At 63.0% G+C, this 21272-nt stretch carries 19 protein-coding genes; 7 read left to right on the top strand and 12 right to left on the bottom strand.

Annotation, left to right across the window (positions count from 1 at the left end):
• Positions 1-21: 21 nt before the first annotated feature.
• Both BLQ55_RS08055 and BLQ55_RS08050 read left to right on the top strand, forming a co-directional pair.
• Positions 22-1248 carry a 3-hydroxyacyl-CoA dehydrogenase gene (locus BLQ55_RS08055; protein ID WP_092253280.1) on the top strand — a complete coding sequence of 409 codons (1227 nt, stop codon included), beginning with the start codon at positions 22-24 and terminating at the stop codon, positions 1246-1248.
• Between the two features lie 46 nt (positions 1249-1294).
• On the top strand, positions 1295-1714 hold the full coding sequence (locus BLQ55_RS08050; RefSeq protein WP_092253277.1) for an acyl-CoA thioesterase: 420 nt from the start codon (positions 1295-1297) through the stop codon (positions 1712-1714).
• Positions 1715-1792: 78 nt separating this feature from the next.
• Here the strand turns inward: BLQ55_RS08050 and BLQ55_RS08045 are convergent, their stop codons facing one another.
• The 4 genes from BLQ55_RS08045 to BLQ55_RS08030 all read right to left on the bottom strand — a co-directional run bounded on the left by BLQ55_RS08045 (position 1793) and on the right by BLQ55_RS08030 (position 6719).
• Positions 1793-2272, bottom strand: a complete 480-nt coding sequence (locus tag BLQ55_RS08045; RefSeq protein ID WP_072409178.1) for a glycine zipper domain-containing protein — start codon at positions 2270-2272, stop codon at positions 1793-1795.
• Positions 2273-2553: 281 nt separating this feature from the next.
• Positions 2554-4902: an FdhF/YdeP family oxidoreductase gene (locus BLQ55_RS08040; RefSeq protein ID WP_092253275.1), complete on the bottom strand. Its 2349-nt coding sequence runs from the start codon at positions 4900-4902 to the stop codon at positions 2554-2556.
• Positions 4899-5738 (bottom strand): formate dehydrogenase accessory sulfurtransferase FdhD, encoded by an 840-nt coding sequence (fdhD, locus tag BLQ55_RS08035; RefSeq protein WP_092253273.1) that lies wholly within the window; start codon positions 5736-5738, stop codon positions 4899-4901. The genes BLQ55_RS08040 and fdhD overlap by 4 nt, the downstream gene beginning before the upstream one ends.
• Before the next feature lie 93 nt (positions 5739-5831).
• Positions 5832-6719: a LysR family transcriptional regulator gene (locus BLQ55_RS08030; protein ID WP_060739659.1), complete on the bottom strand. Its 888-nt coding sequence runs from the start codon at positions 6717-6719 to the stop codon at positions 5832-5834.
• Positions 6720-6852: 133 nt separating this feature from the next.
• Here BLQ55_RS08030 and lysM point away from each other — a divergent pair, with 133 nt between their 5' ends.
• Complete coding sequence (gene lysM / locus BLQ55_RS08025; RefSeq protein ID WP_092201250.1) at positions 6853-7293, top strand: peptidoglycan-binding protein LysM; 441 nt, start codon at positions 6853-6855, stop codon at positions 7291-7293.
• A gap of 110 nt (positions 7294-7403) precedes the next feature.
• Here lysM and yrfG read toward each other — a convergent pair whose 3' ends face one another.
• The gene (gene yrfG, locus BLQ55_RS08020) at positions 7404-8066 is read right to left on the bottom strand and encodes a GMP/IMP nucleotidase (protein WP_092201248.1); all 663 of its coding nucleotides are present in this window, start codon (positions 8064-8066) and stop codon (positions 7404-7406) included.
• An 88-nt stretch (positions 8067-8154) separates the two neighbouring features.
• Between yrfG and nudE the strand changes: the two genes are divergently transcribed.
• Positions 8155-8721: an ADP compounds hydrolase NudE gene (gene nudE / locus BLQ55_RS08015; protein ID WP_060739656.1), complete on the top strand. Its 567-nt coding sequence runs from the start codon at positions 8155-8157 to the stop codon at positions 8719-8721.
• Positions 8718-9545 carry a 3'(2'),5'-bisphosphate nucleotidase CysQ gene (cysQ, locus tag BLQ55_RS08010; protein WP_092253271.1) on the top strand — a complete coding sequence of 276 codons (828 nt, stop codon included), beginning with the start codon at positions 8718-8720 and terminating at the stop codon, positions 9543-9545. The genes nudE and cysQ overlap by 4 nt, the downstream gene beginning before the upstream one ends.
• Before the next feature lie 74 nt (positions 9546-9619).
• Here the strand turns inward: cysQ and BLQ55_RS08005 are convergent, their stop codons facing one another.
• From BLQ55_RS08005 to rfbB, 7 genes are all read right to left on the bottom strand, one after another.
• Complete coding sequence (locus tag BLQ55_RS08005; protein ID WP_092253269.1) at positions 9620-10075, bottom strand: thioesterase domain-containing protein; 456 nt, start codon at positions 10073-10075, stop codon at positions 9620-9622.
• Between the two features lie 37 nt (positions 10076-10112).
• Complete coding sequence (locus BLQ55_RS08000; protein WP_092253267.1) at positions 10113-11504, bottom strand: sigma-54-dependent transcriptional regulator; 1392 nt, start codon at positions 11502-11504, stop codon at positions 10113-10115.
• Positions 11501-13309, bottom strand: coding sequence for a sensor histidine kinase (locus BLQ55_RS07995; protein ID WP_092253265.1), 1809 nt, complete (start codon positions 13307-13309; stop codon positions 11501-11503). Before BLQ55_RS07995 ends, BLQ55_RS08000 begins: the two co-directional genes overlap by 4 nt.
• Before the next feature lie 68 nt (positions 13310-13377).
• Positions 13378-14262, bottom strand: coding sequence for a dTDP-4-dehydrorhamnose reductase (rfbD, locus tag BLQ55_RS07990; RefSeq protein ID WP_092253263.1), 885 nt, complete (start codon positions 14260-14262; stop codon positions 13378-13380).
• Positions 14259-14804, bottom strand: coding sequence for a dTDP-4-dehydrorhamnose 3,5-epimerase (gene rfbC, locus BLQ55_RS07985; protein WP_092253261.1), 546 nt, complete (start codon positions 14802-14804; stop codon positions 14259-14261). Before rfbC ends, rfbD begins: the two co-directional genes overlap by 4 nt.
• On the bottom strand, positions 14801-15676 hold the full coding sequence (rfbA, locus tag BLQ55_RS07980) for a glucose-1-phosphate thymidylyltransferase RfbA (protein ID WP_092253259.1): 876 nt from the start codon (positions 15674-15676) through the stop codon (positions 14801-14803). The genes rfbC and rfbA overlap by 4 nt, the downstream gene beginning before the upstream one ends.
• Positions 15673-16755 (bottom strand): dTDP-glucose 4,6-dehydratase, encoded by a 1083-nt coding sequence (gene rfbB / locus BLQ55_RS07975; protein ID WP_092253257.1) that lies wholly within the window; start codon positions 16753-16755, stop codon positions 15673-15675. Before rfbB ends, rfbA begins: the two co-directional genes overlap by 4 nt.
• 207 nt (positions 16756-16962) lie before the next feature.
• Between rfbB and BLQ55_RS07970 the strand changes: the two genes are divergently transcribed.
• Positions 16963-19875, top strand: coding sequence for an aminotransferase (locus BLQ55_RS07970; protein WP_092253255.1), 2913 nt, complete (start codon positions 16963-16965; stop codon positions 19873-19875).
• A 253-nt stretch (positions 19876-20128) separates the two neighbouring features.
• Positions 20129-21235, top strand: coding sequence for an agmatine deiminase (gene aguA / locus BLQ55_RS07965; protein ID WP_092201228.1), 1107 nt, complete (start codon positions 20129-20131; stop codon positions 21233-21235).
• The last annotated feature ends 37 nt before the right edge of the window (positions 21236-21272 follow it).

The following is a 21272-nucleotide window of genomic DNA, read 5'->3' as shown; positions in this document are numbered from 1 at the left end:
ATCGCCAACAAGAGAGCCAACATGAGCCAGACACCTTTCGATATTCAGCGCGCCGCGGTGGTCGGTGCAGGCACCATGGGGCGGGGCATCGTGATGTGCCTGGCCAACGCCGGCGTGGCGGTGCAGTGGGTCGACAACAATCCGCAGATGCTCGAGCAGGCACTGGTTGCCGTGGCCGAGACCTATGCCCATGGTGTGCGCCAGGGCCGTATCGACCAGGGTGAGGCAGATGCGCGGATCGCCCGGGTGACACGGGCGGATGATTACGCGGCGATCCGTGAGGTGGACCTGGTGATCGAAGCGGTCTACGAAAACCTGGAACTCAAACAGACCATCTTTCGCGAGCTGGACGGCCTGCTCAAGCCCGAGGCCATCCTGGCGAGCAACACGTCGGCGCTGGACATCGATGCCATCGCCGCCGTCACCCGCAGGCCAGCCCAGGTCCTGGGCCTGCATTTCTTCAGTCCGGCGCACATCATGAAGCTGCTGGAGATCGTTCGCGGCGCACAAACCTCCAAAGCGGTGCTGGATGCGGCCCTGGTGCTGGGCCAGCGCATGGGCAAGGTCAGCGTGATATCAGGCAACTGCCATGGCTTCATTGGCAACCGGATGCTTCATCCGTATGTGCTGGAAGCGCGCAAGATGTTGCTGGAGGGGGCGTTCCCCCATCAGGTGGATGCGGCGTTGCAAGGCTTCGGTTTCGCCATGGGGCCGTTTCGCATGTACGACGTCGTTGGCATCGACCTGGAGTGGCGTGCCCGTGAGCTGGCGGGCAAGGGCCAGGATGCGCCCGAAGTGCAGGTGGACAATCGTCTGTGCGAGCTGGGACGGTTCGGCCAGAAAAGCGGCAATGGGTATTATCACTACGAGCCGGGCAGTCGACAGGCCGAGCATGATGTCGAGGTCGATGCGCTGGTGTTGCGGGTCAGTGAGGCGCTGGGCTTCCAGCGTCGCGAGATCGGCCCGGAGGAAATCCTCGAGCGCTGCTTGCTGGCGCTGGTCAACGAGGGGGCGAAGATTCTGCAGGAAGGCATTGCCGAGTCGGCCCACGCGATCGACCTGGTCTACCTCAACGGCTACGGCTTCCCTGCGGACAAGGGCGGGCCGATGGCCTGGGCTGACGGGCAGGGGCTGGAAGCCATCCACGCACGCCTGCTGGAGCTCGAAACGAAGCAGGGCGACCAGTGGAAGCCCGCGCGCCTGATCGGCGAGCTGGCGGCGCAGGGCAAGGGTTTCGCGCAGGCCTGAGCCCCGTGCCACGTCAAGACCATCGAACAACCGTAAAGGACAGCTGATGCCCCAACGCAACGAATACCCACACTTGCAGCTCATCACCACGCGCTGGCACGACAACGATGTGTACGGTCACGTCAACAACGTCACCTACTACAGCTTTTTCGATACCGCTGTGAATACCTACCTGATCGAAGTCGGCGGCCTGGATATCCATGATGGAGACGTGGTGGGGTTCGTGGTGAGTTCGGCCTGCGACTACTTCGCCTCGATCGCCTTTCCAGACCGGATTGAAATCGGCCTGCGGGTTGGCAAGTTGGGCAGCAGTTCGGTGCAGTACGAGCTGGCGGTGTTCAAGGCAGGCGAGGAGGAGGCTTGTGCGGCGGGGCGTTTTGTTCACGTATTCGTGGATCGGGCGTCAAACCGGCCGGTGGCGATTCCGGATCGGCTACGTGGGGCGTTGGAGCGGTTGGTGGTCTGAAACAAAAAATCGCAGCCTCCTGTCAGCGCTGGGCGCTGTCGGAGGCTGCGATCTTCAACGGCTGGTATCGATCAGCCGTTAGTCGCGGTAGTGGCGATGATGTTTTTTGCGGTGCCCATAGGCATGGCCGCGACCTGGGTGGCCGTCACGGTAGTAGCGACGATCACCACGGCGATCGTCATAACGGCGGTCATCGTCATCGTCCTTGCCCATGTAGTTACCCAGGGCGCCACCCGCGCCACCGCCCGCCGCCGCACCGATCAGGCTGCCGGTGCTGCCACCGACGCTACGGCCGACCACGTTGCCGCCGGCCGCGCCCAGCGCGCCGCCGATCGCCGCTTCGCCGCGGCTGTGTTTGTCTGCGCCGACCGCACTACCGCCCGCACCGCCCAGCGCCGCGCCGATAGTGGAACCGGTGTTGCCGCCCAGGGACTGGCCGACGACCGAACCCAAAACCCCGCCCAATGCGCCGCCCACACCTGCTTCGGCAGTACCACCGGCGCAAGCGATGCCACTGGCCAGGCTAAGGGACAACAAGAGAATGGAGGAGAACTTCATAGAGGAGCCTCAAAGGGATGACGGCGCGATCCTGAGGCTCGCTTCGCTTGCTTACAATCGAAATCCGACGAGTAACACGACTTGTGCACAATTCTCTAAGTTATTGTTTTACGGTCGGAACTTAACGCAAATTGGCCGGTCTTTAGCTACTTCGGACAGGCCGTTTTCCAGGGAAAACGGCCTTTTTTGTGGGCGCTCGAAAAGTACGCTCATGGGAGCGAGCTGTGTGGGAGCAAAGCTTGCTCCCACACAATCCAATCGCCTCGCCAATGAACTGTGTGTCAGGCCGACTTGGCCAGGATCAGTCCACTCTCGCTCGCCTTTTCCAGGCGGATCGCAACGAATTTCGACGTCGGCGTGTGGCTGCCGTCGCCCGTGCTTTCCAGGGGCACCAGCGGGTTCACTTCAGGGTAGTAGGCCGCAGCCTGCCCGGCCGGAATGTCGAACGCCAGCAGGGTAAAACCCTTGACCCGACGTTCGCGACCGTCATCCCAGAGCGAGACGATGTCGGCTTTCTGGCCCGGCTTGAAGCCCAGGCGAATGATGTCCGCTTCGTTGGCGAACAACACGTCACGCTGGCCCTTGACGCCGCGATAGCGGTCATCGAGGCCATAGATGGTGGTGTTGTACTGATCGTGGGAGCGCATGGACTGCATGATCAGGTCGGGCAACTGGCCGGTGGCACGGGTGCGTTCATGCACCAGGTCGCTCGGCAACAGGTTGGGCTTGAAGTTGGCGCGGCCCGACGGGGTGTTCCAGCGACGCGCACCAGCGCTGTTGCCCAGATAGAATCCACCAGGGTTTTTCAGCTTTTCGTTGAAGTCCTTGAAGCCGGGTATGGTATCGGCGATCAGGTCGCGGATGCGACTGTAGTCGGCCACCAGCCAGTTCCAGTCCACCGGACGGCTACCCAGCGTGGCGGCGGCAATACCGGCGATGATCCACGGTTCGGAGCGCATCTGGTTCGACAGCGGCTGCAACTGGCCGAATGAGGCATGCACCATGCTGAAGGAGTCTTCCACCGTCACCGCTTGCGCACCTTCGGTTTGCAGGTCGATGTCGGTGCGGCCCAGGCACGGCAAAATCAACGCGTCCTTGCCGTGAGCCAGGTGGCTGCGGTTGAGCTTGGTACTGATCTGCACCGTCAGGTCGCAATTGGCCAAGGCCTGGAAGGTCCGCTGGCTATCCGGCGTGGCTTGGGCGAAGTTGCCGCCCAGGGCGATGAACACCTTCGCCTGGCCGTCGGCCATGGCGTGGATCGCCTCGACCACGTTGTGGCCATTTTCCCGCGGTACCTTGAACTGGAAGCGCCGCTCCAGCGCGTCGAGGAATGCCGCCGGTGGGCGTTCGTTGATGCCCATGGTCCGGTCGCCCTGCACGTTGCTGTGGCCGCGAACCGGGCACAGGCCTGCGCCCGGCCGGCCAATGTTGCCGCGCAGCATCATCACGTTGGCGATTTCCTGGATGGTCGCCACCGAATGACGGTGCTGGGTGATGCCCATCGCCCAGCACATGATCACGTTCTCGCTTTTGGCGTACATGCGCGCCGCCTGCTCGATTTCGACCAGGGTCAAGCCCGATTGCTCGACGATCTGTTCCCACGGCGTATCGTCGACCGCCGCCAGGTAATCCAGCACGTTGGTGCTGTGTTCATTGATGAACGCGTGGTCGAACACCGACGCCGCGCCGCTGTTCTGCGCCTCACGCTCCCATTGCAGCAGGAACTTGGCCATGCCGCGCAAGATCGCCATGTCGCCACCCAGGGCCGGGCGGAAATACGCGGTATTGGTTGGCTTGTCACCGTTGGTGAGCATTTCGAGCGGATGTTGCGGATGCTGGAAACGCTCCAGGCCACGCTCCTTGAGCGGGTTGATGCACACCACCTGGGCGCCGCGCTTCACGGCCTCGCGCAGTGGCTCGAGCATCCGCGGATGATTGGTGCCAGGGTTCTGGCCCCAGACGAAAATCGCGTCGGCGTGTTCGAAGTCGTCGAACGTCACCGTGCCCTTGCCCACGCCCACGCTCTGGGCCAGGGCTACGCCGCTGGCTTCGTGGCACATGTTCGAGCAGTCGGGGAAGTTGTTGGTGCCGTAGGCGCGCACGAACAGTTGATACAGGTAGGCCGCTTCGTTGCTGGCCCGGCCCGACGTATAGAACTCGGCCTGGTTGGGGCTGGACAGCCCTTGCAGGTGCTTGCCGACCAGGGCGAACGCCGCTTCCCAACTGATGGGCTTGTAGCGGTCGGTTTCGGCGTCGTAGCGCATGGGTTCGGTCAGGCGGCCCTGGTATTCGAGCCAGTAGTCGCTCTGCTCCAGCAGCGAGGTCACGCTGTGCTTGGCGAAAAAAGCACCGTCGACGCGGCGCTTGGTGGCTTCCCAGTTCACGGCCTTGGCGCCGTTCTCGCAGAACTTGACCATGCCGCTTTCGGGAGAGTCGCCCCAGGCACAGCCAGGGCAGTCAAAACCGCCATTCTGGTTGGTCTTGAGCATCATGCGGATGTTTTTCAGCGCGTTGTCGCTGGTCAACCAGGCCTGAGCGACACTGATCAGCGCACCCCAGCCACCGGCCGGACCCTTGTAGGGCTTGTAGCGCGGTACGGGTTTCTGGTCGGCTTGTTGATGATTGCTCACGCTTGTTTCTCCATCGCGGGGCTGTAGACCCGCGGCGCACTTTTTTGCGGCAGGTGGATGAGGTTGAGGTTGTGTTGGCGGGCCCACTGCACGGCGAGGCCCGTGGGCGACGACAGGCTGACCAGCGTCTGGATGCCGGCGCGCAGTACTTTCTGGATCAGTTCGAGGCTGCAACGGCTGGTGACGATCGCCACGCCACCGGCCACCGGAATCTGTTGCCGGATCAACGCGCCGATCAGCTTGTCGAGGGCGTTGTGCCGGCCAATGTCTTCGCGGCCCAGCAGCAATTCACCCTGGGCGTTCATGAACAACGCCGCATGGACCGCGCCGCAATGTTGGCCCAGGGGCTGGAACTGGCTGATACGGTCACGCAGGCCATCGAGCCATTGCGCCGCGGGCAGTGGTGCGCCGGGCAGCACCTTGAGGTTTGGCAAAGCCTGTTCCACCGCTTCCACGCCGCACAATCCGCAGCCACTGGTGCCCGCCAACTGCCGGCGTTGCTGCTTGAGGTTCCAGAAGGCGCGGTTGGCGATGGTCACCTGGGCATAGTGCGCGGCACCCGTGCCGCTCAGTTGCAAGTCATAGATGTCCGATGAATCTTCGATGATGCCGCTGCCGAGGCTGAAACCGACGATGAAGTCTTCCAGGTCGGTGGGAGTGACCAGCATGACTGCCTGGCTGATGCCGTTATAGGCAATCGCCAGCGCCACTTCCTCGGCCAGCGCGGTGCTGTCCGATTGGGAGTGGTCCAGATTGCAGTAGCCATAGCTCTGGCTGGCGACCGGCGTGGATGTTTCCATCACTGGCGCTGGACTGACCGGAGGCTTGTCGTTCATGGGCATCACTGAAAGTAGGAATAGTGTTAAGACTAAATGCGGCAATCTGCCACGTCTAATCGCTATTACTGATCTTCCAATAGATGACGTCGATCAAGAAGTCGTCGCTGATTTCTGGTAGAGGGCAAAACAGGCCTCTGCCAACGCCGAGCGGGGGGCACCGCGCCGCATGATCAGGCCCAGCGGGACTAGCGTCTGGGCGTTTTCAATGGGTTGGATGCGCAAATCCTCGGTCAGGACGTCCAGGCCGCTGTCCAGGGGCATCACCGCGCAACACAGCCCGCCGTGCACAGCTTGTAACAATTGGTGCACCGCGTCGGTTTGCAACAGCGGTTGGGGCGTCAGGCCCCGACTGTGGAAGTTGTGGTCGATGGACTGGCGAAAATGCATGCCGCTGGTGAGCATGCCCAGGGGCAGTTCGATCAGGGCTTCCCAACTCAGCGGTTGTTCACCGAAAAAGAAATAACGCTGGTCGTAAAGCAGGCCCATGCGGGTGGGGCTGAAGGGCAGGGCCTCGAAACGTTCGTTGTCCAGGCGTTCCAGGTAGGAAACGCCCAGGTCGATGCGGTTGTTCGCCAACTGTTCGAGGATGCGTTCGGAGCTCAGGGACGACAATTCGAAACGCAGGCTGGGGTGCTCGGTGTGCAAGCGCTGCATCATCGCCAGCGGGTCGAAGTCCGACAACGGCACCACGCCCAGGCGCAGCGTGCCCACCAGGTTGCCCCGACAGGCCGCCGCTTCGGCCTGCAGCCCGTCATAGGCCGCCAGCACCGTGCGCGCCCAGGCCAGCACCCGTTCTCCCGGCGCGGTGAAGCCTTCAAAGCGCTGGCCGCGGTTGACCAGCGGCAGGTCGAGTTCTTCTTCCAGGCTACGCAGGCGCATCGACAGCGTCGGCTGGGTGATATGGCAGCGTGCGGCGGCCTGGCCGAAGTGACGGGTTTCGTCCAGCGCGATGAGAAATTTCAGCTGCTTGATGTCCATCTTCGCTCCAGGGCGCGGGAAGATCCGGATTCTAGCGCTTGCGCGTGGCGGGGTCATTGGTCGGCTGGGAGCCGGGTGCGTCCCGCCTGGTCTAGTCTTTGCGTCTGAACACTTAAATCAAGGAGCGTGTGCCATGAGTATCTTTAGTTTTGTGAAGGAAGCCGGTGAAAAGCTGATCGACCTGCTGACCCCCGGCAATGCCAATGCCAGCGAGCAACTGAAAGAGCACATTGAAAAGGTCGGCCTGGGCAATCCGAACGTTCAGGCCACCGTCGAGGGCGACAAAGTCATCGTCACCGGTGAAGTCGCGAGCCAGGAAGAGAAGGAAAAGATCCTGTTGGCGGTGGGCAACATCGAAGGCGTCGGCAGTGTCGACGACCAGATCACCGTGACCGGCCCGGTGGCCAAGGCGGCGCGTTTCGTGACGGTGAAGAAAGGCGACACCCTCAGCGCCATTTCCAAGGCCGAATACGGCGATGCGAACAAGTACAACAAGATCTTCGAGGCCAACAAACCGATGCTCAAAGACCCGAACAAGATCTACCCGGGGCAGGTGTTGCGTATCCCTGAGTAACTTGCAGGCCTGTGTCGCCTTCATCGCGAGCAAGCTCGCTCCCACAGGGGGCTTGGTTCGTCGCGAAACCAATGTGGGAGCGAGCTTGCTCGCGATGAATACGGCGCGGTTCAAAGCCCGGCAATCAAGTCCCGATAATCCCCCAGCGCCTCGAACTCCCCCGTATCCTTCGGCCCCTTGCGACTGTCCGGCTCGCTGACCGCCAACAGGTGCGCCACGCCGAAATCCCGGGCGCTGCGCAGCACCGGCAGGGTGTCGTCGATGAACAGGCTGCGGGCCGGGTCGAAATTCAGGTCGGCTTGCAGTGCGTCCCAGAACTGTGGGTTTTCCTTGGGGAAGCCGTAGTCGTGGGAACTGATCAAGCGTTCGAAGTAGGGGGCCAGTTCGATGCGTTCCAGCTTCAAGGACAACGAATCGCGGTGGGCATTGGTGATCATCACCACGCGTTTACCGGCCCGCTGGACTGCCGCCAGGAACGTATCGGCGTCCGGGCGCAAGGCGATCAAGTGGGCGGTTTCCAACTTCAGTTCGCGCACTGGCAACTTCAGCTCAGTGCTCCAGAAATCCAGGCAGTACCACTGCAACTGGCCGGCGTTGCGCTCGAACAGGGGTTGCAGCTCCATCTCGGCCATCGCCCGGCTCACGCCATGCAGTTCGGCGTAGCGCTGGGGCAGGTGTTCGAGCCAGAAATGGTTGTCGTAATGCAGGTCCAGCAGGGTGCCGTCCATGTCCAGCAGAACCGTATCGATCTCATGCCAGGGCAGCAAGGCCATAAAACTTCTCCAGCGGTAATCGGATATCCGACACAAACAATCAGAATAGGCCGGGTATAGTAGCCTGCTATCGCCCAGGGAGCCGTTTATGCGCCAGAAACCCACCATACTCGATCGCCGGATCGTCGCTACCAGCCGCCTGTTCTGTGTGGAAGAACTGAAATTGCGCTTTTCCAACGGTGTGGAGCGTACCTATGAACGTCTGGCGAGTAACGGTGCGGGCTACGGCGCGGTGATGATCGTGGCGATGCTCGACGCCGACCACGCGGTGCTGGTGGAAGAGTATTGCGGTGGCACCGATGCCTACGAACTGTCCCTGCCCAAGGGCTTGATCGAGCCAGGGGAAGACGTGCTGGCGGCGGCCGAGCGGGAGCTCAAGGAAGAAGCCGGCTTTGGCGCGCGACAGTTGGAACACCTGACCGAGTTGTCGCTGTCCCCTGGCTACATGAGTCAGAAGATCCAGGTGGTGCTGGCCACCGATCTGTATGAAGAACGGCTGGAGGGCGACGAGCCCGAGCCGATGGGAGTGGACAAGGTCAACCTGCGTGAGCTCTCGGCCCTGGCGCAGAACCCGCAATTCACCGAGGGCCGGGCCTTGGCGGCGCTGTACCTGGCCCGTGACCTGCTGGCCCAGCGTGGAGCGTTCCTGTCATGACTTTCCCTCATCCGTTGATGGCTCCCGTAGTCGGGCTGGCGCTCCAGGCCGGTGAAGCGATCCTGCCGTTCTGGCGCGCCAACGTGCAGGTCAACCATAAGGCCGACGAGTCGCCGGTGACTGCCGCGGACATGGCGGCCCACGATGTGATCGTGGCCGGGTTGACGGCGCTGGCCCCGGATATTCCGATCCTCTCCGAAGAGGACGCCGATATTGCCCAAGGCGTGCGCGCCGGCTGGCAACGCTGGTGGCTGGTGGACCCGCTGGATGGTACCAAGGAGTTCATCTCCGGCAGCGAGGAGTTCACCGTCAATATCGCCTTGGTGGAACAGGGCCGCGTGGTGTTCGGTGTGGTGTCGATACCGACCAATGGACGCTTTTACGTCGGCGGCGCAGGGTTGGGTGCCTGGCGTGGCGACAAGGGCGGTGTGCCTTTGCCTATCGCGGTTCGTGATGCATTGGCGCCGGGCGAAACGTTCACCGTGGTCGCCAGTCGCCGGCATACCAGCCCGGCGCAGGAACGCCTGCTGGAGGGCTTGAGCGAGAGCCTGGGCGAGCTGCAACTGACCAGCATTGGCAGTTCGTTGAAGTTTTGCCTGGTGGCTGAAGGCGCGGCGGATTGTTATCCCCGGCTGGCGCCGACCTCCCAGTGGGACACCGCCGCCGCCCAGGGTGTGCTGGAAGGCGCGGGGGGCGAAGTGTTGGACTTGAGCGGCGAAGCGTTCTGCTATCCACCGCGGGAGTCGCTGCTGAATACGTCATTCCTGGCGTTGCCGGCCAAAGCGGCGTGGCGTGGGAAGCTGTTGGAGCTGGCTCGCTCTTAAGTCTGGCTCGATCCCTTGTGGCAAGGGGATTGGCTCCCACACAGCGATACCTCGCCACAGGGGCCGGCGGTGTTTCAGCGGTGCAACACGTATTGCCCCTCGAATTGCACCGCGATTTCATCGCTTCCCACGTTCATCACCTGTGCCTGCAACGCCAGCCGCGCCCGGCCATAGCGCCGATACGTGGCCAGGAAGCGTTTCCACAGGTTTTCCTCGGGCGCATCGCAGACAACCGTCGCATCGCGGGTCACTGGCAGCGGATAGCTGATCTGCCCTTCCTGAATCACGATATGCCCGTCTTCGATGCCTTCCTCGCGCAGGGCCAGGTGCAGCCAGCCCCAGCCACCCAGTACGGCGCCGCAATACAGGCTGCCACCGAACATGGTGCTCTTGTGGTTGACGTTGGCCGCCAGCGGCAAGGACAGGCGCAGTTGCCGGGCCTGCCAATCGAGCACCTTGAGGCCCATGTCCCGGGTCAAGGGGATGTCGTGGTGCAGGATCGATTCCAGGTAACGGCTGTCGCGGTTCATTGCGGGGCCTCTTGCTTGACGGGGAAATGACAATAATTCAATCGGACTCATCGGCCGAACCCTGGCTGCTGTCGCCGAAGGTCAGGCCATGCTTGCGCAACTTGTCGTGCAGGGTTTTGCGGGGGATGCCCAGGGCTTCGGCCAGGCTGCGCACCGAGCTGTGGGGGCGGGCCAGTTCGGCGGCGATCAGGGTTTTCTCGAAGTTTTCCACTTGCTCGCTCAAGCCGCCGCTGACCAGTTCCACCGGTGCGCCGGGGCTGCCGTCTGGCGCGTTGTTGTCCAGGGCCAGTTCCAGTCCCAGGGCAAAGCGTTCGGCGGCGTTCTGCAGCTCCCGGACATTGCCCGGCCAACTGTGGCGCAGCAGCAACGCCCGTTGCGCCGGTTGCAATTCGTGGGGCGACAGGCCATGGCGAGCACTGGCTTCGTTGGCGAAATGCTGGAACAGCATGAGCGCATCCTCGCCTCGTTCGCGCAACGGCGGTATGCGCAGCGGCGCGACGTTCAGGCGGTAATACAGGTCAGCGCGGAAACGTCCCTGGTCGGCGGCCTGGCGCAGGTCTTCCTTGGTCGCGGCGATGACGCGGATATCCAGCGGGATCTGTTGATTTCCCCCCAGTCGTTCCACCATGCGCTCTTGCAGCAGGCGCAGCAGCTTGACCTGGACATCCAGGCTCATGCTTTCGATTTCATCCAGGAACAGCGTGCCACCGTTGGCGAACTCGAACTTGCCGATACGGCGTTTCTGCGCACCGGTAAAAGCACCGGGCTCGTGGCCGAACAGCTCGCTCTCCACCACCGACTCGGCCAGGGCTCCGGCGTTGATCGCCACGAAGGGGCCATTGCGTCGGCTTGAGAGGTCGTGCAAGGCACGGGCGACCACTTCCTTGCCGGCACCGGTTTCACCGAGGATCAGCACGTCGGCGCGGGTGGCGGCCAGTGCACCGATCTGCTCGCGCAGGCGCAGCATCGGAGCCGATTGGCCGACCAGGCGGGCGCTGAGTTCGTGGCGATCGCTCAGGGCCAGGCGCAGGCTGCGGTTGTCCAGCACCAGGCGGCGCAAGGCCAAGGCCCGGCGTACGCTGTCGAGCAGATGATCGCTGGCGAAAGGTTTTTCCAGGAAATCGTAGGCCCCGGCGCGCATCGCTTGCACCGCCAGCGGCACGTCGCCGTGGCCGGTGATCAGCAGCACCGGCAGTTCCGGGTCCTGGGCGTGGAGTTCGCCCAGCAGTTCGAGGCCGTCCATGCCCGGCATGCGAATATCGCTGACCACCACCCCCGGCCAGTCACGGGGCAGTTGCCCGGCCACGCCCTTGGCTTCGGCCAGGGGCAGGATCTTCAGGCCGGCCAGGTCGAGGGTCTGGCTCAAGGCCTGACGTAGATGGGGATCGTCATCGATCAGCACCACCTCAATCCGGTTATCGATGGTCATACACTTCGGTCCTCGGACGGTTGCAGGCTCACCCCGGGCGCGCCGGCGCGCAGCTTCAGGGTGATCAGGGCGCCGCCTTCCTTGTGGTTGGCGAACGACAGTTCGCCGCCGAAGGCGCGCATCAGGGTGTCGCAGATCGCCAGCCCCAGGCCAAGGCCCTGGGTGCGCGTCTTGGTGGTGTAGAAGGGCTCACCGGCGCGGCCCAGGGCTTCCATGCAAAACCCCGGGCCGTTATCGCGGATGTACAGGTTGACGCCGGTGTCGGTGGCCTGGGCGCTGAGCCAGAGTTTGCGTGGCGGGCCTTTTTCCGTGAGGGCGTCGAGGGCGTTGGCCAACAGGTTGCCGAGCACCTGGCGCAGGCGGGTTTCGCCGGCCTCGACCCACAGTGTGGCGGCCGGCAAGTCGCGGATCAGTTCCACTTCCATGCTGCGCCGGCGTTTGGCGAGCAGCGCCAGGGCATCGTCCAGCGCCGGTTGCAGGGCGACGCTTTCCGGAGCATGGCGATCGCGGCGGGCAAAGGCGCGCAAGTGGGCGATGATCGATGCCATGCGCCCGGTCAGTTCGCTGATCAGCTTGAGGTTGCCGCGGGCATCCTCGGTGCGTTGGTGGTCGAGCAATATCTCGGCGTTTTCCGCGTAGCTGCGAATCGCCGCCAGCGGCTGGTTGAGTTCGTGGCTGATGCTCGCCGACATGGTGCCCAGGGCCGACAGCTTGCCGGCCTGCACCAGGTCATCCTGGGCTCGGACCAACTCCTGCTGGGCCTGCTCGCGCTCCAGCACCTCCTGGCGCAGTCGCCGGTTCAGGCCTTCCAGGTCGCTGGTCCGTTCGGCCACCCGCCCCTCCAGCTCGTGACGGGCCTTGGCTTCGAAGGCGATCCGATCCAGATAATGGCGCCGGCGTTGCATCATCAACCCGAGCAACAGCATCAAGACCAGCAATGCCGCGCCGCCGATGGCGACCACGGTGCGCACCGGACGGTCGATCAGCGTGCGCGGGGCGAGAATGCTCACGCTCCAGCCGGTTTCTTCGATGGATTGGGTCTGGGTCAGCCAGGCGTTGGCATCCAGGTTCAGCGGCTTGGGGTCGCGGGTCGGATAAGGCTGTACCGCGCTGATGGCCTGGCGCTCGTCATCACCTAGCGGTCGAGTCGCGCGAAATCGCCATTCCTGGCGCGACGTGAGGATGACCACGCCATTGTGGTCGGTCACCAGCAACTGTTCCGGGGTCTTGCCCCACAGGCTTTCGGTGTGGTCCAGGTCGACCTTGACCACCAGCACGCCGATGACTTTTTCGCGGTCGTGCACGGCGGCGGCGAAGAAATAACCGCGCTTGGCCGATGTGGTGCCCAAGCCGAAGAAGCGCCCCAGGCGCCCGGCCATGGCTTCGATGAAGTACGGACGGAAGGAGAAGTTGCGCCCGACGAAACTGTCGTGCTTGTCCCAGTTCGACGCCGCCAGGGTCTTGCCGGTGGGGTCCATCAGGTACATGACTTCCGCGCCGGTCTGGCCGCTGATGTTTTTCAGCAGCCGGTTGGCGTTGCCTTGGGTCACGCCGTCGTCCGGGGTCGACAAGACAGCGCGCAAGGCCGGCAGGTCGCCGAGGATCTGTGGCAGCACCTCATAGCGGTGCAGCGTGCCCAACAGGTTGGCGACGTAGAGGTCGAGGGTCTGGCGGTTCTGTCCGGCCAGTTCGCTGCGGTAATAACGTTCGGCCAGGTGCTCGAGCGGCCACAACAACGGCGCCAGGCACAGCGCAAGCAAGGCCAGGCTGCGCCAACGGGGTCTGCGGGGAAGGGTGGAGTTCATGGGCATCGGGCGCCTGTGGTGACAGGCGTATTATGCCTAGTTGCCCCGCAAATACTATTTGTAAGGCCTTACCAGGCTTGTCCGGCAAGACACTGCTGCAACGCGTCTCGCCAGTCGGGTTGGCTCACCGCCCACTCCTTGAGCAGGCGGCTGCAGTCCAGGCGCGAGTTCAGCGGTCGAGGGGCCGGCGTCGGGTAAGCGCTGGACGCAATGGGCTCCAGCAGCGCACACGGCTTGTGTCGTTCGAGCAGGTTTTCGCCGATGGCCTGGGCGAAACCGAACCAGGACGTCTCGCCCCGGGCCGTCAGGTGATAGGTGCCCCAGGCTCCGGGTTGGGCGGCCTGCCAGCGCTCGATCAGTTGGGCGGTGCTGTCGGCAATGGTGCCCGCCCAGGTCGGTGCGCCAATCTGATCGGCCACCACCCGCAGCTGCGGTTTTTCCTGCAACAGGCGTTGCATGGTCAGCAGGAAATTGCGTCCTTCGGTGGAGTACACCCAACTGGTGCGCAGGATCAGGTGCTGGCCGTCAGCCTGGCGGATAGCATGTTCGCCGGCCAGTTTGCTGCGCCCGTAGACACTCAGCGGGTTGGGCGTGTCGTCCTCGGTGTAGGGGGCGGGCTTGAGGCCATCGAAGACGTAGTCGGTGGAGTAGTGAATCAACGGGATGCCCAGGTCGAGCGCTGCCTGGGCCAGGATGCCCGGTGCCGTAGCATTGATGGCAAATGCCCGTTCCGGTTCGCTCTCGGCCTGGTCGACGGCCGTGTGGGCGGCGGCATTGATGATCAGGTCGGGGCTCAGGGCCTCGATGGGCGCGCGCAGGGAGTCCGGTTGCGCCAGATCGAGTTGGTCGCTGCCGCGTACGAGCAACTCGCCCATGCCGCTCAGGCGCGACTGGAGTGCCCGGGAAACCTGGCCATTGCGGCCGACGATCAGGATGCGCAGGGGGGTATTCATGGGAACAGGTCTGCCTCGTGCAAGGCCTTGCCGTTCTGGTCCTTGGCCGAGAGGATCGGCGCGCCTTGCAGCTCCCAATCGATGGCCAGTTGCGGATCGTCCCAGCGAATGCAGCGTTCGGCCGAGGGGGCGTAGTAATCGGTGGTCTTGTAGAGGAAGTCTGCCGATTCGCTCAGCACGACGAAGCCGTGGGCAAACCCTGGTGGCACCCACAGCTGCCGATGGTTCTGCGCCGACAGGCGAACGCTTGCCCATTGGCCGAAGGTCGGCGAGCTGCGACGAATGTCCACCGCGATATCCAGCACCTCCCCGGCAGTGACGCGTACGAGTTTCCCCTGGGTCTGTTCGATTTGATAGTGCAGGCCCCGCAACACGCCCCGGGTGGAGCGTGAGTGGTTGTCCTGGACGAACGGCAGGGCGCAGCCGGTCGCCTCGGCAAATGCCCGGGCATTGAAGCTTTCGTAGAAAAACCCCCGATCGTCACCGAAGACTTTCGGTTCGATGATCAGGATGTCCGGCAGACGGGTGGCGATGACGTTCAACGTGTTTCTCCGGCGATCTTGAACAGGTACTGGCCGTAGCCGGTCTTGCCGAAATACTGGGCGCGCTCAAGGATGTGCTCGCGGCTGACCCAACCTTGCTGGTAGGCAATTTCTTCGAGGCACGCCACTTTCAGGCCTTGGCGATGTTCGATGGTCTGCACGTACTGCGAGGCTTCCAGCAGGCTGTCGTGGGTGCCGGTGTCCAGCCAGGCGAAACCGCGGCCGAAGCGCTCGACGTGCAGGTCGCCGCGTTGCAGGTAGGCGTTGTTGACGTCGGTGATTTCCAGTTCGCCGCGTTTGGATGGCTTGATGGCCTTGGCGATCTCGATCACGTCGTTGTCGTAGAAGTACAGGCCGGTCACCGCGTAGCTGGATTTAGGCGCAGTGGGTTTTTCTTCGATGGACATCGCCCGCCCTTCCGAGTCGAAGTCGATCACGCCAAATCGCTCGGGGTCCTTGACCCAGTAGCCGAACACCGTCGCGCCACTTGGCCGGTTGATAGCCGTCTGCAATTGCTCGCCGAAATACTGACCGTGGAAAATGTTGTCGCCCAGGATCAGGCACACCGAGTCGCTACCGATGAACTGTTCGCCGATCAGGAACGCCTGGGCCAAGCCATCGGGCGACGGTTGCTCGGCATAGCTGAAGTGCACGCCAAACTGCTGGCCGTCGCCCAACAGGTTACGGTATTGCGGCAGATCCTGGGGGGTGGAAATGATCAGGATTTCCTTGATGCCCGCGAGCATCAGCACCGAGATCGGGTAATAAATCATCGGCTTGTCATAAATCGGCAAGAGCTGCTTGGAAACCCCGAGGGTAATCGGGTGCAGGCGGGTGCCGGAACCGCCGGCCAGGACAATGCCTTTCATCATGCAATTGCATCCTTATTGTCGAGTGAACCCAGGCGCTCGCCCTGATAACTGCCGTCCTGGACACGTTGGCACCACAGCAGGTTCTCGAGGTACCACTGCACCGTCTTGCGCAGTCCGGTCTCGAAGGTTTCCCGAGGTGTCCAGCCCAGTTCCCGTTCGATCTTGCTGGCGTCGATGGCGTAGCGCAGGTCGTGGCCGGGGCGATCCTGGACGAAGCTGATCAGGTCGGCATAGTGCTCGACGCCTTCGGGTTTGCGTGGCGCCAGCTCTTCGAGCAGCGCGCAGATGCTGCGCACCACGTCGATGTTTTTCTGCTCGTTGTGTCCGCCAATGTTGTACGTCTCGCCGACCGCGCCCTGGGTGACGACTTTGAGCAGCGCCCGGGCATGGTCTTCGACGAACAGCCAGTCGCGCACTTGCTGGCCGTTGCCGTAGACCGGCAGCGGTTTACCGGCCAACGCATTGAGAATCACCAGGGGAATCAACTTCTCGGGGAAGTGAAACGGCCCGTAGTTGTTCGAGCAGTTGGTCAACAGCACGGGCAAGCCGTAGGTGCGTTGCCAGGCGCGGACCAGATGGTCGGACGCCGCCTTGCTCGCCGAATACGGTGAGCTTGGGGCGTATGCGGTGGTTTCGGTGAACAGGTCATCCACGCCGTGCAAGTCGCCATACACCTCGTCGGTGGAGATGTGGTGGAAGCGAAACGCGCGTTTCTGCGGCTCGGCCAGGGCCTGCCAATAAGCGCGGGTGGCTTCCAGCAGGCTGTAGGTGCCCACGATGTTGGTCTGGATGAAGTCTGCCGGGCCATCGATGGAGCGGTCTACATGGGACTCGGCCGCCAGGTGCATGATGGCGTCAGGCTTGAATCGCGCCAGCACCGCACTGACGGTCGCTTGATCGACAATGTCGGCCTGGACGAATTGGTAGCGGCTGTCGTGATCGATGCTGCTCAGCGATTCAAGATTGCCAGCGTACGTCAGCTTGTCGAGGTTCAGGACCTGGTGCTCGGTATCGAGAATCAAGTGCCGTATGAGCGCCGAGCCGATGAAGCCAGCACCGCCAGTGATGAGAATGCGCATCCGGTTAAGCCTTTTTCCGTGGGACGACAAAGCATAGGAGCATAGCTTGTCGGCATGGCGGGAGCGGCGCAAGCGAATATCCCCCGACACACTCTCCCCCTATATGGCCTCAGGAGCACTGTGCATATTTTTGAACAGAGGGGTTGCTTATCCTCCGGCTCAGTGGCGTGATAGGCATCCGAACAAAACCACCTCAGGGGTCGTTGTATGCCACTCGCTACGTTGGTTCACCGTGCCAGTTTGCCAAGCCCACAGATCAGTGCCGAGCAAGCGCTGGTGCTGTTGCGCTTGAATTACGGACTCAGCGGCGACCTGCGACCCCTTGGCAGCAACCAGGACCTCAACTACCGCGTTGACAGCGAGCGCGGGCGCTTTGTGTTGAAAATTTGCCACGGCGACTACGCTGTCCCGGAAATACAGGCCCAACACGCAGCCCTCAAGCAGTTGGCCGGACACGACGCGGTGAAAGTCCCGCGGGTGATTTGCGCCAGCAACGGGCTGGACCTGCTGACATTGGACGTCGACGGCCAAGCGATTCACATGCGCCTGCTGGAGTACATCGACGGCCAGTCCCTCACGCAACTCAAGCACCTGGCACCCGAGCTTGTAACGGGCCTGGGCCGCCTGTGCGCGGAAATGGACCTGGCCCTGGCGACATTCGACCACCCGGGCCTGGAGCGTACCCTGCAATGGGACGCGCGCCATGCCCCGGCCCTGGTCGAGTACCTGTTGCCTGTCATCGAGGATGAACAACGGCGCCATCTGGTCGCCGAGGTCGCGCAACAGGCCGAGCGGCGCTTGCAGCCGCTCAAGGCCAGCTTGCCGGTGCAGGCGATCCACATGGACATCACCGATGACAACGTGGTCTGGCAGCGCGATGCCCAGCGCCAGTGGCAATTGCAGGGCGTCATCGATTTCGGCGACCTGGTCCGTACCTGGCGCATCACTGACCTGTCGGTGACGTGCGCGGCCCTGCTGCATCACGCCGACGGCGATCCGTTCTTCATCTTGCCGGCGATCAAGGCCTACCATGCGGTCAATCCCTTGCAGCGCCAGGAGCTGTTGGCGCTGTGGCCACTGATCGTGGCGCGCGCCGCGGTGCTGGTGCTCAGCGGTGAACAGCAGGTTTCCATCGATCCGGACAACCAATACAGCCGTGATAACCTGGCCCATGAATGGGAGATTTTCCGAGTGGCTCACTCGGTGCCCTTCGAACTGATGGAAGCGGCGATTCTCACCGCCGTCGGCCACAGCCTGCCGGCCATTGCCAGCGAGGGTTTTGCGCCGCTGTTGCCGACCTTGGTGGGGCGTGAGTTCGCGCTGATCGACCTGGGTGTGTTGAGCCCGCATTTCGAGGCCGGCAATTGGGAGCAGCCGGGAATCGACCAGCGCCTGCTGGACGAAGCCGCCGGGCTTCACGGCCTGGCCGCCAGTCGCTACGGGCAGTACCGTTTGTCTCGCACCCGGCCGGACAGCGCCGTCGAACCCGACACTTATCCGTTGTACGTGGCGTTGAGTGTGCCCCAGGGCACGCCGCTCGAATCGCCGTTCGCCGGGGTTGTGCACAAGGCCGCCGACGGCATGTTGCAACTGGACAGCGCGCAGTTGAGCGTGCGCTTGTGGGGCGTGACGTCACCGCTGCATTCCGGGGCGGCGCTGGTCAAGGGGCAGGTGCTGGGTGAAGTGACTGGGCCTTTGCAGGTCCAGTTGTGCCGGGGCGCCCAGGTGAATCCGCCGCTGTTCTGCACGCCCTCCAGGGCCCTGGCCTGGCAGGCGCTTTGCCCTTCGCCGGCGGTGCTGCTGGGGCTGGCGTGCGATGCCGAGCCGGAGGTCGATCCCGAGGCACTGCTGGCCCGCCGCGATGCGAGCTTCGCCCGTTCGCAGAAACATTATTACGTCGATCCGCCGCGCATCGAGCGTGGCTGGCGCAACCACCTGATCGACATGCAGGGTCGCTCGTATCTGGACATGCTCAACAACGTCGCCGTGCTGGGCCACGGCCATCCACGCATGGCGGCGGTGGCTGCCCGGCAATGGTCGCTGCTCAATACCAACTCGCGTTTCCACTATGCGGCGATCGCCGAGTTTTCCGAACGCCTGCTGGCGCTGTCGCCGTCCAACATGGACCGGGTGTTCCTGGTCAACAGCGGCACCGAGGCCAATGACCTGGCGATCCGCCTGGCCTGGGCCTACAGCGGCGGACGGGACATGCTCAGTGTGCTGGAGGCCTATCACGGCTGGTCGGTGGCCGCCGATGCGGTGTCGACGTCCATCGCCGATAACCCCCAGGCCCTGAGCAGCCGCCCGGACTGGGTGCACCCGGTGACCGCCCCGAACACCTACCGCGGCGAGTTCCGCGGTCCCGACAGTGCGCCGGACTACGTGCGCAGCGTCGAGCACAACCTGGCGAAAATTGCCGAGAGCAAGCGTCAGCTCGCCGGCTTCATCTGCGAACCGGTGTACGGCAACGCCGGTGGGATCGCGCTGCCGCCCGGTTACCTGCAGCAGGTCTACGCGATGGTGCGCGAGCGCGGTGGGGTCTGTATCGCCGACGAGGTGCAGGTCGGTTACGGGCGCATGGGCGAGTTTTTCTGGGGCTTCGAAGAACAAGGCGTGGTGCCGGACATCATCACCATGGCCAAGGGCATGGGCAACGGCCAGCCGCTGGGTGCGGTCATCACCCGCCGGGAAATCGCCGAGGCACTGGAAGCCGAGGGGTACTTCTTCTCGTCGGCCGGTGGCAGCCCGGTCAGTTGCCAGATCGGCATGGCGGTGCTGGATGTCATGGAAGAAGACAACCTCTGGGAAAACGCACGGGTGGTTGGCGGGCACTTCAAGGCTCGGCTGGAAGCCCTGATCGACCAGTATCCATTGGTCGGTGCGGTGCATGGTTCCGGGTTCTACCTGGGCGTGGAACTGATCCGAGATCGCGAGACCCTGGAACCGGCCACTGAAGAGACCATGGCGCTGTGCAATCGCCTGCGGGAGTTGGGGATCTTCATGCAACCGACGGGCGATTATCTGAACATCCTCAAGATCAAACCGCCGATGGTGACCACGCGTCAGAGTGTGGATTTCTTTGTCGATATGCTGGCGAAGGTATTGGACGAGGGGCTGTAATCGATCTGGAACGCCAAGCTGTTCTCCTGTGGGAGCGAGCTTGCTCGCGATGACGGTGCTTAAGCCAATATCTACGTGGCTGATTCACCGCTATCGCGAGCGAGCTCGCTCCCACAGGGTTTAGTGTTACTTTTCAAATCGATTTTTGTCGGTGTTTTACGCTGTTTTTTGATGGTGTTTAGTTTCTGTGGCTTTATTAGTCGATATTTATCGTTTATAAAGTTGCCACTGCCCATCGCCCAGGAGATGACCCATGACAACGTTGCACAGCACTCCGCGCGCGGATGGTTTCCATATGCCTGCCGAATGGGCGACCCAGACCCAGGTCTGGATGATCTGGCCCGAGCGTCCGGACAACTGGCGCCTGGGCGGCAAGCCCGCGCAGGCCGCCCACGTGGCGGTCGCCAAGGCCATCGCCCGTTTTGAACCGGTGACTGTGGCGGTGTCCGCGGCCCAGTACGAAAATGCCCGGGCGCGCCTCGACCTGCCGAATATCCGCCTGGTGGAAATGTCCAGCGACGACGCCTGGGTCCGCGATACCGGCCCTACGTTCGTGATCAATGACAGCGGGGAAGTGCGCGGTGTCGATTGGGATTTCAACGCCTGGGGCGGTTTCGACGGCGGCCTGTATGCGCCCTGGAACCGTGATTCGCAAGTGGCCGGCAAGATCCTCGAGATCGAACGCAGCCCGCGTTATCGCACCGAAGGTTTCGTGCTCGAGGGCGGGTCGATCCATGTGGATGGCGAAGGCACCCTGATCACCACCGAGGAGTGCCTGCTCAACCGCAATCGCAACCCGCACATGAGTCGTGAGCAGATCGAGGCGGTGCTCAGCGCGCAATTGGCGGTGGACAAGATCATCTGGCTGCCGGACGGTCTGTTCAATGACGAAACCGACGGCCATGTGGATAACTTCTGCTGCTACGTGCGTCCGGGCGAAGTCCTGCTTGCCTGGACCGACGACCCGCAAAACCCGAACTACACCCGCTGCCATGCGGCGATGGATGTGCTGCAAAACAGCACTGACGCCAAGGGGCGCCCGTTCACAGTGCACAAAATGCCGATTCCGGGGCCGATGTATGCCACCGAAGAGGAATGCGCGGGCGTGGATGCGGTGGAAGGTTCCCAGGAGCGCAACCCAACCGTGCGACTGGCCGGTTCCTATGTGAACTTCCTGATCGTCAACGGCGGCATCATCGCGCCCAGCTTCGACGACCCGCTGGACGCGCCGGCCAGGGACATCCTGCAGAGCCTGTTCCCGCAGCACGAAGTGGTCATGGTGCCCGGGCGCGAACTGTTACTGGGCGGCGGGAATATTCATTGCCTTACCCAACAGCAACCCGCGCCGTACGTAAAATGAGTGGCGATGTAACAGCGCGCTGGTAGTGCCTGCGCCG

Origin of the sequence: Pseudomonas sp. NFACC13-1 (genome assembly GCF_900104425.1) — a bacterium.
GTDB lineage: Bacteria > Pseudomonadota > Gammaproteobacteria > Pseudomonadales > Pseudomonadaceae > Aquipseudomonas > Aquipseudomonas fluorescens_AA.
This window is presented reverse-complemented; position numbering and strand designations above follow the sequence as displayed.

Excerpts from the sequence above, each read along its gene's own strand:
- BLQ55_RS08055 (WP_092253280.1), top strand. The coding sequence starts at position 22 with ATGAGCCAGACACCTTTCGATATTCAGCGCGCCGCGGTGGTCGGTGCA.
- BLQ55_RS08050 (WP_092253277.1), top strand. The coding sequence starts at position 1,295 with ATGCCCCAACGCAACGAATACCCACACTTGCAGCTCATCACCACGCGC.
- BLQ55_RS08045 (WP_072409178.1), bottom strand. The coding sequence starts at position 2,272 with ATGAAGTTCTCCTCCATTCTCTTGTTGTCCCTTAGCCTGGCCAGTGGC.
- fdhD (WP_092253273.1), bottom strand. The coding sequence starts at position 5,738 with ATGAACGACAAGCCTCCGGTCAGTCCAGCGCCAGTGATGGAAACATCC.
- BLQ55_RS08030 (WP_060739659.1), bottom strand. The coding sequence starts at position 6,719 with ATGGACATCAAGCAGCTGAAATTTCTCATCGCGCTGGACGAAACCCGT.
- lysM (WP_092201250.1), top strand. The coding sequence starts at position 6,853 with ATGAGTATCTTTAGTTTTGTGAAGGAAGCCGGTGAAAAGCTGATCGAC.
- yrfG (WP_092201248.1), bottom strand. The coding sequence starts at position 8,066 with ATGGCCTTGCTGCCCTGGCATGAGATCGATACGGTTCTGCTGGACATG.
- nudE (WP_060739656.1), top strand. The coding sequence starts at position 8,155 with ATGCGCCAGAAACCCACCATACTCGATCGCCGGATCGTCGCTACCAGC.
- cysQ (WP_092253271.1), top strand. The coding sequence starts at position 8,718 with ATGACTTTCCCTCATCCGTTGATGGCTCCCGTAGTCGGGCTGGCGCTC.
- BLQ55_RS08005 (WP_092253269.1), bottom strand. The coding sequence starts at position 10,075 with ATGAACCGCGACAGCCGTTACCTGGAATCGATCCTGCACCACGACATC.
- BLQ55_RS08000 (WP_092253267.1), bottom strand. The coding sequence starts at position 11,504 with ATGACCATCGATAACCGGATTGAGGTGGTGCTGATCGATGACGATCCC.
- BLQ55_RS07995 (WP_092253265.1), bottom strand. The coding sequence starts at position 13,309 with ATGAACTCCACCCTTCCCCGCAGACCCCGTTGGCGCAGCCTGGCCTTG.
- rfbD (WP_092253263.1), bottom strand. The coding sequence starts at position 14,262 with ATGAATACCCCCCTGCGCATCCTGATCGTCGGCCGCAATGGCCAGGTT.
- rfbA (WP_092253259.1), bottom strand. The coding sequence starts at position 15,676 with ATGATGAAAGGCATTGTCCTGGCCGGCGGTTCCGGCACCCGCCTGCAC.
- rfbB (WP_092253257.1), bottom strand. The coding sequence starts at position 16,755 with ATGCGCATTCTCATCACTGGCGGTGCTGGCTTCATCGGCTCGGCGCTC.
- BLQ55_RS07970 (WP_092253255.1), top strand. The coding sequence starts at position 16,963 with ATGCCACTCGCTACGTTGGTTCACCGTGCCAGTTTGCCAAGCCCACAG.
- aguA (WP_092201228.1), top strand. The coding sequence starts at position 20,129 with ATGACAACGTTGCACAGCACTCCGCGCGCGGATGGTTTCCATATGCCT.